Source organism: Mesobacillus sp. S13, from assembly GCF_020422885.1.
In the GTDB taxonomy this organism is placed as follows: domain Bacteria; phylum Bacillota; class Bacilli; order Bacillales; family Cytobacillaceae; genus Mesobacillus; species Mesobacillus selenatarsenatis_A.
The window spans coordinates 1,938,047-1,950,179 of record NZ_CP084622.1; the positions used below are offsets into that span (position 1 = coordinate 1,938,047).

9 protein-coding genes are annotated in these 12,133 nt (G+C 41.3%); 6 read left to right on the plus strand and 3 right to left on the minus strand.

Translation table 11 applies throughout. From position 1 onward, the window contains the following. The first annotated feature begins 1 nt into the window (after nt 1). The 6 genes from LGO15_RS09670 (at nt 2) to LGO15_RS09695 (ending at nt 8,758) form a co-directional block, all read left to right on the plus strand. Nucleotides 2–1,159 carry a homogentisate 1,2-dioxygenase gene (locus LGO15_RS09670; RefSeq protein WP_167832939.1) on the plus strand — a complete coding sequence of 386 codons (1,158 nt, stop codon included), beginning with the start codon at nt 2–4 and terminating at the stop codon, nt 1,157–1,159. A 278-nt stretch (nt 1,160–1,437) separates the two neighbouring features. Then, the gene (locus LGO15_RS09675) at nt 1,438–3,096 is read left to right on the plus strand and encodes a ribonuclease J (RefSeq protein ID WP_226087424.1); all 1,659 of its coding nucleotides are present in this window, start codon (nt 1,438–1,440) and stop codon (nt 3,094–3,096) included. Between the two features lie 124 nt (nt 3,097–3,220). Beyond that, entirely contained in the window at nt 3,221–3,634 is a 414-nt protein-coding gene (locus LGO15_RS09680) for an SRPBCC family protein (protein ID WP_413231381.1), read from the plus strand. A gap of 1 nt (nt 3,635) precedes the next feature. Then, nucleotides 3,636–3,959 (plus strand): ArsR/SmtB family transcription factor, encoded by a 324-nt coding sequence (locus LGO15_RS09685; RefSeq protein WP_226087426.1) that lies wholly within the window; start codon nt 3,636–3,638, stop codon nt 3,957–3,959. Between the two features lie 197 nt (nt 3,960–4,156). After that, a complete protein-coding gene (locus LGO15_RS09690) occupies nt 4,157–7,339 on the plus strand; it encodes a DEAD/DEAH box helicase (RefSeq protein WP_226087427.1) in 3,183 nt (1,060 codons plus the stop codon). A gap of 99 nt (nt 7,340–7,438) precedes the next feature. Next, the gene (locus LGO15_RS09695; protein WP_226087863.1) at nt 7,439–8,758 is read left to right on the plus strand and encodes a redoxin domain-containing protein; all 1,320 of its coding nucleotides are present in this window, start codon (nt 7,439–7,441) and stop codon (nt 8,756–8,758) included. A 42-nt stretch (nt 8,759–8,800) separates the two neighbouring features. On the opposite strand, the gene LGO15_RS09700 is transcribed toward LGO15_RS09695, so the two are convergent. The 3 genes from LGO15_RS09700 to LGO15_RS09710 all read right to left on the minus strand — a co-directional run bounded on the left by LGO15_RS09700 (nt 8,801) and on the right by LGO15_RS09710 (nt 12,023). Continuing rightward, nucleotides 8,801–9,640, minus strand: coding sequence for an STAS domain-containing protein (locus tag LGO15_RS09700; RefSeq protein WP_226087428.1), 840 nt, complete (start codon nt 9,638–9,640; stop codon nt 8,801–8,803). A gap of 437 nt (nt 9,641–10,077) precedes the next feature. Then, nucleotides 10,078–11,529 (minus strand): zf-HC2 domain-containing protein, encoded by a 1,452-nt coding sequence (locus LGO15_RS09705; protein ID WP_226087429.1) that lies wholly within the window; start codon nt 11,527–11,529, stop codon nt 10,078–10,080. Further along, the gene (locus LGO15_RS09710; protein ID WP_226087430.1) at nt 11,526–12,023 is read right to left on the minus strand and encodes an RNA polymerase sigma factor; all 498 of its coding nucleotides are present in this window, start codon (nt 12,021–12,023) and stop codon (nt 11,526–11,528) included. Before LGO15_RS09710 ends, LGO15_RS09705 begins: the two co-directional genes overlap by 4 nt. Nucleotides 12,024–12,133 lie beyond the last annotated feature (110 nt).

Consider the following 12,133-nt stretch of genomic DNA (forward strand, 5'->3'; position numbering starts at 1 on the left):
TATGTATTACCGCCAGCTGGGAGAAATCCCGAAGAAACGCCATACGATTTTTAAAAAGGAAGACGGTTCTCTTTTCCGCGAGCAGGTAATGGGGACGAAGGGCTTTTCCGGCACGCAGTCAATCCTTTATCATCACCATATGCCGACTGAGGTAGTAAAAAGTGAATTGATCGGCAGTTACCTGCCTGAATATGAGGAACAGGAATCACTGAACCACAGGCACTTCCTTACCGACCAGATTTCGAAAACCGGAGATGCCTTAAGTGGAAGGGAATATATTCTCGGTAATGACGATCTTCTGATTGGGTTTGCGAATATCAATGAACCAATGAAGCAATTCTACCGCAATGGTGATGGTGATGAAATGTTCTTTTTCCATCATGGCTCCGGCAAGGTGGAGACGATGTTCGGTACATTGAACTATCGTCCTGGTGATTATGTCGTTATTCCGATTGGAACAATATATCGAGTGGTCCCTGATGATTCTGAAATGACTAAAGCGCTGATTGTAGAATCGTTCAGCCAGATCACGACTCCTCGACGTTACCGTAATGAATATGGCCAGCTGCTCGAGCACAGCCCATTCTGTGAACGTGATATTCGCGGGCCGGAAATGCTGGAAACCTTCTCTGAAAAAGGGGAGCATGAGGTGATCACGAAGACACGCGGCCATATGCATCGCCACGTATTGAACCATCATCCGCTTGATGTCGTCGGCTGGGACGGTTATTTGTATCCTTGGGCGTTCAATATTGAGGATTTCGAGCCAATTACTGGCCGGATCCATCAGCCGCCTCCGGTCCACCAGACGTTCGAAGGCCATAATTATGTGGTATGTTCCTTCGTGCCAAGACTTTACGATTATCATCCTGAAGCGATTCCAGCTCCATATTACCACAGCAACGTCAATAGCGATGAGCTACTGTACTATGTGGAAGGAAACTTCATGAGCCGCAAAGGAATCAAAGAAGGTTCGATTACATTGCATCCGAGCGGAATCCCGCACGGACCGCATCCGGGCAAGACAGAAGCAAGCATCGGCAAAAAAGAAACGCTTGAGCTTGCCGTCATGATCGATACATTCCGCCCGTTGAAAACGGTGAAGAAAGCCAAGGACATCGAAGACGGCCAGTATATGTATACTTGGATCGAAAAATAAGGAAAGACGACCAATTCGCTATGGAGTGGGTTGGTTTTTTTGTGTGGGAAATTGGAAATAATCCAGTTTTTTTTCCAGTTCGCCAATAAACATGTGAAAATCGCCAATTAAATCATTTTTTCGCCAATAAACTGGTGGAATCGCCAATAAAATGAAATGATCGCCAAAAAAATTTTCGGGTTTCTTTTTAGAGGATGCATTTTTCCCAGCGATACCAAATAATCGGAAAATCAATGGGCAATACTAACAAAATCGACTACGGATTAGGAGGATAAGACGTGACTTTATCTATATTCGCCTTGGGCGGCATCAATGAAATCGGGAAAAACATGTATGTTGTCCAGTATGAGGACGATATTTTTGTGATTGACTGTGGAGGAAAGTTTCCTGATGAAAGCTTATTGGGTATCGATTTGATTATCCCGGAAATGACTTATCTAGAAGAAAATAGAGAGAAAATCCGCGGACTGATTGTGACTCATGGACACGAGGACCATATCGGCGGGGTCCCTTATTTTTTCAAAAAGCTGAAGGCACCTGTGTATGCAACAAATTTCACTCTTGGTTTAATTGAACTCAAACTGAGTGAACACAAGCTTTTAAGAGGAACTGAACTCAATAAAATCAACTCGGATTCACAATTGGATTTTGGCAAGGTGAAGGTTTCTTTTTTCAAAGTGAGCCACAGCATCCCGGATTGCTTGGGAATTGTGTTCCATACTCCTGAGGGAAGTATTGTCCATACGGGAGACTTCAAATTCGATTTGACGCCCGCCAATGATGAACAATCAGAAATCCATAAGATGGCGAAGATTGGAACGGAAGGTGTAATTGCGCTGCTGTCAGAGAGCACGAATGCAGAGCGGACCGGGTTGACGCCATCTGAGCGGATGGTAGCCAGCCATCTTGAAGAAGCTTTCATGAAGGCAGAAGGGAAAATCTTTGTTTCGACTTTTGCATCAAACGTTAACCGAGTTCAGCAGGTTGTCGAGGCAGCGATCAAAACGAACAGGAAGCTTGCCTTACTGGGCAGGAGCATGGTTAATGTGGTTGATGTTGCGATCGAAAGAGGTTATTTAAATGTCCCTGAAGGAATGTTGATCCAGCCGAATGTTGTTGACCAATTGGATCCTGGGAAAGTAGCAATCCTGTGTACTGGCAGCCAAGGGGAACCGATGGCCGCACTTTCCCGCCTTTCTTCCGGTAATTACCGCGATGTCTCAATCTATCCAGGGGATACCGTCATCATGGCGGCGTCGCCTATTCCCGGAAATGAAAAGGATGTTTCCAAGATCATTGATAATTTGTTCAAGCTCGGGGCGAAAGTCATCTACGGCTCCGGCAGCACAACAGGCATGCATGTTTCCGGCCACGGCTACCAGGAAGACCTTAAGCTGATGCTGACCCTGATGAAGCCTAAATATTTCATCCCGATCCATGGGGAGTATAGGATGCTGCATCATCATCGCTTGCTGGCGGAATCCGTTGGCGTTGAAAAAGGAAATACATTCATTATTCGGAATGGGGATATCGTTGACATTGAAAACGGCGAAGCGCGCCAGACACGAAATGTCCCAGCAGGTGATACTTACGTTGATGGCGTAAGTGTTGGGGATGTAGGCGAAATCGTACTCAGGGACAGGAAGCAGCTATCTGAGGACGGAATGCTGGTCATTGTCCTGACATTGAGCAAAGCAGAACGGAAAATCATTTCCGGTCCGGATACCATCTCGCGTGGCTTTGTTTTTGTGAAAAATTCCGAGGACCTGATGAGAGATGTGAACAAATTGGTGACCAAAACAGTGACCGATCTTCAAGAAGACAATGTACATCGCTGGAATGTCATTAAACAAGGAATCAAAAAAGCAGTGGGCCAGCATATTTTCCAACAGACTAGAAGAAAGCCGATGATTTTGCCAATCATTATTGAAATTTAATCTTCGCTGATGGACCGGGTACTATAAAGAGTGCCTGGTCCATCTTATTGACGTGACACTAAAAGGTGTTATATACTGTAAAAGCGACACCAAATAGTGTTATTAACTGATGGAGGCAAAAAACATGGAAACACAAAGAGAAATTCGCAAAACCATTATTTTAAATGCACCGATCGAAAAAGTATGGAAAGCAGTCGCAACATCAGAAGGCATTGCTGCCTGGTGGATGCCGAATACGTTTGAGCCAGAACTTGGCAAAGAGTTCATCCTCCACGCAGGTCCTTTTGGAGATTCACCATGCAAAGTGACAGAATTGGAGCCGCCGAATCGACTCGGTTTTGATTGGGGAAAAGATTGGCATCTTCTATTCGAATTGAAAGAACTTGATGGCCGAACGGAGTTTACTTTAATTCACTCAGGATGGGATCCTGAAAAGGTCACTGAATTCGGACAACCTCATTCAATTATCCAGGGAATCATGGATAATGGTTGGGATAAAATCGTTAACGAAGCACTTCCAGCCTATATCGAGGGTTAATATGACAGCCTTAGAAGCGAGATATGATGTGTTCCAGGCTGTTGCCGATCCAACTCGCCGTAAAATCCTGAAGCTGCTCGCAGACAAGGAGATGCCGATTGCTTCCATAACTGAAAAGTTTCCGATTACAAGGACGGCCGTCAATAAGCACTTATTTGTTTTATCTGAAGCAGGACTGGTATCTAGTAAGAAAATTGGGCGGGAAACTCGCTATGCCCTACAGCCAGAACCGCTTCAGGAATTGCAAGAATGGCTTTCATTTTTTGAATTATATTGGGATAATAAGCTATCTGCACTTAAACATTTTGTGGAAGATGATGATTAGATCAGCCTTTCGAAAGGTTGCCCCTTTTTAGATAGCTCTCAGATGAAAATTAGCCTCGATCATCCATTCCAGGCCGCATATTTAACTTCCAAGCATGGAGCAATTCCATGCTTTTTTACATTCCTGCTTAACAAATGAGTACATAAGGTCTACACTAATAATTATTGAGAATTGCATCTTCCAGGAGGGAGCAGTCCATGGATATCATACTAAGTCAAAAAAACATTAAAGATTTATGCGGAACTGTTTCCTTCAAGCGGGGGGATGCGTTTTACCGAGCGGGAAAAGTTGAGTTTACTGATGACAATGTGGATCGGGTTAGCGCAACCGTAACGGGAGCGGATATATTCCATGTTATGGTCACGGAAACAGGGGACGGCCGTTTCGCAGCTGAGTGCACTTGTCCAAAGCTGGCGTCTGTCAAGCATGAGTGCCAGCATGTGGCCGCAGTCTTACTTGCGATCATGGACGAGCAAAAAAAAGGGACTTCACATGCACATAAAAATGATAAACATAAAGGAAGCGATCTGGCTGAAAGCCTGCTGACTATTTTCAGTGAAGGACCTAGCAGGACAAGCGGCCATCAGCTCCACTTTGAAACAAGAAAAATCCTGAACACATTATTCAATATTGAACCTGTCAAAATGAGTGACAGGGAAATGCTCCTGGGTATTTCGATGAGCATTGGTCCAATTGGAATCGTGGATATTCAGGGGTTTTTGTTGAGTATAGCAAATAGGGAGGCAGCACATTTATCTGAAGTATTCACTTACGATCCACAGCTTCATTGCTTTCAAAATGATATTGATTCAATCATCAACATCCTCATTCAAATCGTCGAGGACGCTGATAATGAGGCGAAAAACGGTACTCTTACCTCAACATTAATTATTCCGACATCCTTCTGGGTTCGGCTGTTGCCGCTGCTGGAAAATATTCAGGATGTTAAGTTTATTGAGGAAGGCAAGATCACTGGGCCATTTTCAGTTTCAAAAGAAAAACTTCCACTTTTGTTCAATTTTGAAAAAATGACAGAGAGAGACTATTCTTTAAAAATTGCAGGTATTTCTGAACTCATTGTGATGGATAAATATGATCTTGTTTGGTTGGAATCCAGATTGATTCAGCTCAGCACAGAGGATTGCAGCAGATTATTCGAACTGAAAAATATGCTTGCCAAAACCAAAACGGATAGCATACCAATTTTAGATGATCAGATGGGCTTCTTTGTAGAAAAAGTCGTGCCGGGACTGCGCCGTATTGGAGAAGTTCAAATAGACGGCGATATAACGAAGCAATTTTTGACGGAGCCATTCAAAGCAAAACTATTTTTGGATCGTGTGAATAACCGTTTACTGGCTGGAATCGAATTCCAATATGGGAAAATCGAGTTTAACCCTCTAGAAGACAGGGAACCGAAAGTGAATTCTCTATTGATCAGGGACAGTGTCAAGGAGGATCAGATCCTGGAGCTGTTGGATGAAGCTTCATTTGCGAAAACAGATGGAGGTTATTTTTTACATAATGAAGAGCTCGAATATGAGTTTCTGTATCATGTTATGCCAAAACTGGAAAAGCTTGTGCAGATTTATGCTACAACAGCTGTCAGGACTCGAATATTCCGGGAGCCGGTCCGGCCGCAGATTCGAGTCAAGGTGAAAAAAGAACGGACAAACTGGCTTGAATTCAAATTTGAAATGGATGGCATTCCTGAAAAACAGATCAGGGATATACTCGAAGCCCTTGAGGAAAAAAGGAAGTATTATCGGTTACGCAACGGCTCACTAATGTCACTGGAAACAAGGGAATGGGAAGAGATCCAGCGTTTTTTGAATGCAGGGCCTATACAGGATGAGGATCTTGAAAAAGGGTTGAATGTCCCAATTATACGGGGTATGCAGTTGATAGAGACATTCGAGGATGGAGCTGTTCTTCAATTAGAGGAATCTTTCCGGAATTTTCTCGAGGAAATTAGTACTCCTGGCAAGGTGAAGTTTGCTGTCCCTGAATCATTGCAGTCCATATTACGTGAATACCAGAAACAGGGTTATCAATGGATGAAAACGCTCGCTAGCTACGGATTTGGCGGAATTCTGGCAGACGATATGGGTCTTGGTAAAACGCTGCAAAGCATTACGTATATCTCATCAGAACTTCGCAATGTGAGGGATAGGCAACATCCGATCCTGATAGTCTGTCCATCATCCCTTGTTTATAACTGGCTTAGTGAATTCATGAAATTCACTCCTGAGATCCAGGCAATCATCATCGACGGCAATAAAGCAGAGCGGTCCAAGCTTTTAAAGGATATTTCGGGTATTGATGTTGTCATTACCTCCTACATGCTTTTGCGCAAGGATATTCACCTATACGAAAAGATCAATTTTCACACGGTGTTTTTCGACGAGGCACAGGCTTTCAAAAATCCGCTGACTCAAACGGCAAAAGCGGTGATGAACATTCAGGCTGACCACCGCTTCGCATTGACCGGTACACCGATTGAAAACTCGACTGAGGAATTATGGTCTATTTTTCGAGTGGTTTTTCCGGAACTGTTTCAAGGATTGAAGGAATACAGTCATTTGACAAGCAAAACCATCGCTCGCAGGATTCGGCCATTTTTATTGCGAAGGGTAAAAGAAGAAGTACTTGGAGAACTGCCAGAAAAAATTGAATCAATCGATAGAGTTGAATTGCTGCCTGAGCAGAAAAAGCTTTATGCTGCATACCTGGCAAAGCTTAGACATCAAACGCTGAAGCAGCTGGACAAGAATACCATCAGGAAAAACCGGATTAAAATTTTGGCAGGATTAACGAGATTGAGGCAAATATGCTGCCATCCAGCCTTGTTTGTAGATGGATACAAGGGGAGCTCAGCAAAATTTGAACAGTTGAAACAAATCATAGAGGAGTCAAGGTTTGCGGGCAGAAGGGTGCTCATTTTTTCACAGTTCACCAAAATGCTCGACTTGATCGGCAGGGAGCTGGCACATGAAGGAATTCCGTTCTTTTATCTGGACGGTCAAACACCACCTGAAGAGCGAGTGGAAACCTGTGAAAGGTTCAATGAGGGAGAACGGGATTTTTTCCTTATTTCCCTGAAAGCAGGAGGCACAGGCTTAAACTTAACAGGAGCTGATACAGTCATCCTTTATGATTTATGGTGGAATCCCGCTGTTGAGGAACAGGCGGCTGACCGGGCACACCGAATGGGACAGAAAAACATAGTTCAGGTCATTAAATTAATTGCACGCGGCACAATCGAAGAAAAAATGAACGAGCTGCAGGATAAAAAGCGGAATATAATAGAAGAAATTATTGAAGAAAAAAAATCCGCTTCACTGACAGAAGAAGATATCCGTGAAATTTTGCAGATTTAGCGGATTAGAGAGTTAAGTATTTAATATTTTTTTAGATAAGCCGATAATAATCTTTGACACTATGCTGTTAGAGGAGAGATTATTTTGGCAAATAGAGGTTTGAACGTAGGCAAGCCAGCACCTGATTTTGCTTTACCGGGAACGTATAATACAAAATACAGCTTATCAGACTTCGCCGGTCAGCCTATTATTATTGTTTTCTTAAGGGGCACATGGTGACCTAACTGCCGGAATCAGCTGGTCCAGCTGAATGAACAATATGATTTCTTAAAAGAAAAGGGGATTCAGGTCCTTGGAATTGCCGGGCAAAATATCACCGGAATTCAGAATTATGTTGAAAAGGAAGGCATCAAGATTCCGATTCTTTCTGATGAAAAGAGATCAGTGATTAAACAATACGAGGTTTTTGTACCCATAAAATGGGACAGTTTCCGGATCGCCATTCCTAGCACATATGTATTGGACGAAAACCATGTGATTCGCTACAGCTATATAGGAGATTCGCAATTTGACCGTCCAGCTTTGGATGAAATTTTGAATATCGTCCACGAAATCGATGTATCAACTTCTGATGGAGAGGAAGCAGACGAGCGTGGTCAGGCAAATGTATTCGTTGGTGCTATGAAAGAAACCTTTAATGATATTTTCTTATCCACCCAGACGATTAAACACAGTGTGAATCACAATTTAGTTTCTATTAACGAATTGGAGAACGAACTAACTGAAAATAAAGAAGCACTAACTCAATTTTTCACCGTGTTTGAACAAATGGAATCAAAGATTAGCAAGTACAGTGGAGCAATTGGAGAGGTAGCAGAGGGTTCTGTTGCTGTTATTAATGATAATCAGCAGGCTGTCGAGCATATGAATCAAACATCAGAATTGTTAAAGGAACTTGTAAGTCTAACCAAAACCATTGGCAGTATCAGCTCTACGATTTCATCGATTTCAGCACAAACGAAAATACTTGCGTTAAATGCTTCCATAGAAGCGGCACGTGCTGGTGAACACGGTAAGGGATTTTCTGTGGTGGCAAAAGAAGTCGGCAAGCTGGCAGCTGCCTCTGCAGAAGCATCTCAAAATATATCTACACAATTAGAAGGAATAGAGAACAAAATCAGTTCAAGTTTTTCTTCTTTCACCGACTTTGACGACCTTATGCAGCAGATAGACACGAAGGTGAAATACCAAAATAAAGAGCTCGAAAAGGTTTCAACGGGTATCTTATCTATTAGGGCTGATAGTATTTCACTTGCGGAGCGTCTCAGAGAAATCACCGAACAGCAAGAAACCCAGCAACGGAAAATCATTTCAGTCAAACAACAAGAAATGAATATTTCTTCTGAAATAGATGGAATCCATCACGATATTGATGAAAATAATAGACTGGTGTCTGAGCTCGACAAGAGATATTTATAGGCAATAGTAAAGCCCCTATATTGTAATAGGGGCTTTACTTCTTTATTTAGCAGCCTCGTTATCCAGATAAGACCTCAATGTTTGCTGTAATGTACCTTTGGTTTCTGCCTTTTGGTCAAAAGTGATTCCTGTATGAATCATTTTTCTTACAAGTTCAGGGCGCATTCCAGTTATTACTGCGTTCGAACCCATCATGGAAACACCACTCAATACTTTTTGGAAGTGGGAAATGACATTCATTTCCATGTCCGCAATCCCTGAAAGGTCCATAATCAAGGTTTGGACCTTAAGTCTTGCAATATCCATTAGGATCTTTTCTTCAATAATATGCATTCTGTAGTCATCAATCATGCCGATTAGTGGCAGAACAGCAACCGTGGCACTGACTGGAATGATCGGAACAGATAAATGTTCAACCAATTTCCTTTGCGAGTTAAGCAGTTCGTCTTTGTACTTTGTATAAGTCAGGAAGAAGGTATTCAGGAATTGGTCTACTTGGTCATTGATCCTCTTTTCAAGGTGGAAAAACTCCTCGCGGTCAGAAAATCTATTATGCAATTGATCATATTTGTTTAGGAAGTGCCATAAAGTTCGACGGATGGCCTGAATCCACTCCAGCTTGAAAGCAACAGTCAGTGAATGTTCTGCCCAAGCAATCCCTTCTTGTTCTGCAAAAGCAACCAGGTTCTCTTCCTGCTGCTCCACTATGTAAACAATTAACTTCTCAGCGTTCTTTAAAAGATCAATATTTCCTTTTTGGAGAATCTCATTGATTTTAGAAGCAACATTCACTGCTTCCGACAACAAGTGCTGCTCAAAAAGTTCCCTATTGGCTTTAATGAAATCGGTCACTTCATCTCTTTGGTTAAAGGTTGATTCCATTTTATGTACACTCCCTGATTATTTAATTTAATTTTAATTAACAACACGCAGATAGGTGAAACTTAATCTTTACTAAATGTAACAAATTGACGTTTTTTATTCAAATAAATGCATATTTCCTACATCTAAAGAGGATAAAGAATCTAGACAAAGAAGTAATAATAAATAAATTTTATTAGGAGGAAGAAAAATGGGATGGCTGCTCATTGTAATCATAGCATACTTGCCTATCTTTTACAGGATTCATAGAAGGCTGGATTTTCTGGAAAAAGAGGTTGAGCGATTGAGTAAGGAAAAGTAAAGAAGGGTTCCTCAAATCCATAGGTGGTATGAATAATAATATTTTGTTAAGTAGGAATCCGCTTTTAACCTTGACCTTGATAAGGAAGAACATAGGACAAATTAATAGACTGCCATTTTACAGGCAGCCTTTAATTTTAAAATGCATCTATATAGACTTTTTCTTCAAGTCCCGTTTGGGCAGAAATGAATTTATCTTCCTGGAAGTATTCTAAATCCGGTTTCATGTAGACTAGTTCGAAATTGCCTGTCAAAGCTGAGTAAATGACTACTTTCTGTTGGTTATCAATATTGCCAGATGAAACTGCGAGGTCTACTTGATCCATTGTTTCAAAAGAAGGAACATGACGATTGTGATCAAAGCTTTCAAGTTCACCATTCCTGGCATTCAAATGTAAAATGGTCTCTGTTTCTAAAGGAGTATACAATGTATAACCGTCTAATTTAGGCACAGCTTTGAAGCTGTATACCTTATATCGAGGATCATCTGCAAACGAGTTGAAATTAAAGCCTAAAGACACAAGTTCGAGGTTGATACCTTTCCCATAAAATCTTTCTAAGTAAAACCTGGCTTTGGTTTCAGCCTCTTTTTGATCAATGATTGAGTCATCACTTAGTGGTCCGGTATTACCCATATAATTAGTGACTTGGCCGGTAATAGCATCAATATCTCCACCATAGCCATTGCCAATATCAAAATGGTAGACATACATGTCATTGACCGGGCTTTCCTTTTTCAGCTTGATATCTTTTGGATCAAGATCCAGGACATTGGCAATCCTGCTTTTCAAAGCGGACTCTGCCATCGGCTTCACTTGATCTGGCATTTTATGAAATCGAGTATAGCTATAGGTTAATGTATTGACTTTTTGGTAAAACTTATCCATCTTTTTTACATCTAAAATATGCAGGTATGAACTGTATCCATGGTGAGTTTTGTTATACTGCTCACCAACGATTTCATGATGTTCACTAAAGTATTCCTTAATCGCATTGAAGGCTTCTTCATCTGTTTCAGACCATCTGCCCTGATCATAGCGGATTTTCATGACTTCGGCCATTGAGTTCAGTCTTTGGGTGTCAAGCGATAGACTAAACTCAGTAGAGTTCTTGCTCTTCTGCTCAATATAGTTCATGTGCTCTTCTAGTTTAGCATTGGTTTCAAAAAACTCGTGACTTAGCTGCTGGAACGGATCAAGAGTAATTTGCTCCTTATTTTTTATCATTTCAAATGCCCCTGTAAAGTGGTCGATGGAAGCATAGTATTCATCTACTGCCATGAACAATTGTTCACGCTCATTGATGTAATCTGTGAAAACCATTGTAAAAATAATTGCCGCAAGAACAACAGAAATAATTCTAACTCGATTCAGTTTCATTCTTAGAACAATTTTTTCATCGAGTGATTGTGGTGCTGCAGGCTCTTCTATTTCGTTGATGGGGAATGACTTCTCTCCTGTTTCGTAAAAGTTCTTGCATGCCTTGCATTCAGTCAAATGTTCATCAACTGCTTTTTTTACCGAAGGACTTAAGTCATTTTCCACATATAATGGATATAAATCCTGGACAACATCATGCTCCAGCATCATTCTCTAGCCTCCATTTCACGGTAGATTTCCCTGAATTTTTTCCTGGCCCTGTATAGTCCAACCTTCATCTGTCCGATTGATTCGTTTGTTATGGCAGCAACTTCTTCATATGAAAGGCCATTGACATCTCGCAGGATGATATACGTTCTGTAATTTTCCTGCAGCTTCAGTAATGTCAGCTCAATTTGATGTTGATCATCTGAACGTTTGTATGGATCTGGCTGATTAAACTTTTGCTGGTCAATCAAATCCGATTGGTATTCCATTTTGTTTTGTTTCTTCTTGCTGAAATTGATATATGTGTTTCTTGCTATTTTAAAAAGCCAGGTTTTCAATGAGGACTCACTACGAAAGCTTGAAAGTGATTGAAAGGCCTTCAAAAATGTATCCTGGGTAAGATCTTCGGCAATATGCTCATTTAAAGTTGAGCGATACAGGTACAAGAAAATAGCATTCTTGTAGGTCTCGTATAATTCAATTCTTGGGTCTGACATTCCATCCCCCTCTCTCTGGAAAACATAGACAGTTAACATCACCAAAAGTTACATATAAATTGATTTATTTATAGAAAACCAGATGGTAAAATTAGCTAAATACTTACATG

What these genes read in the sequence shown, in the direction of transcription:
- LGO15_RS09700 (WP_226087428.1), bottom strand. Translation starts at nt 9,640, where the DNA reads ATGGAATCAACCTTTAACCAAAGAGATGAAGTGACCGATTTCATTAAA.
- LGO15_RS09690 (WP_226087427.1), top strand. Translation starts at nt 4,157, where the DNA reads ATGGATATCATACTAAGTCAAAAAAACATTAAAGATTTATGCGGAACT.
- LGO15_RS09670 (WP_167832939.1), top strand. Translation starts at nt 2, where the DNA reads ATGTATTACCGCCAGCTGGGAGAAATCCCGAAGAAACGCCATACGATT.
- LGO15_RS09685 (WP_226087426.1), top strand. Translation starts at nt 3,636, where the DNA reads ATGACAGCCTTAGAAGCGAGATATGATGTGTTCCAGGCTGTTGCCGAT.
- LGO15_RS09710 (WP_226087430.1), bottom strand. Translation starts at nt 12,023, where the DNA reads ATGTCAGACCCAAGAATTGAATTATACGAGACCTACAAGAATGCTATT.
- LGO15_RS09680 (WP_413231381.1), top strand. Translation starts at nt 3,221, where the DNA reads ATGGAAACACAAAGAGAAATTCGCAAAACCATTATTTTAAATGCACCG.
- LGO15_RS09705 (WP_226087429.1), bottom strand. Translation starts at nt 11,529, where the DNA reads ATGATGCTGGAGCATGATGTTGTCCAGGATTTATATCCATTATATGTG.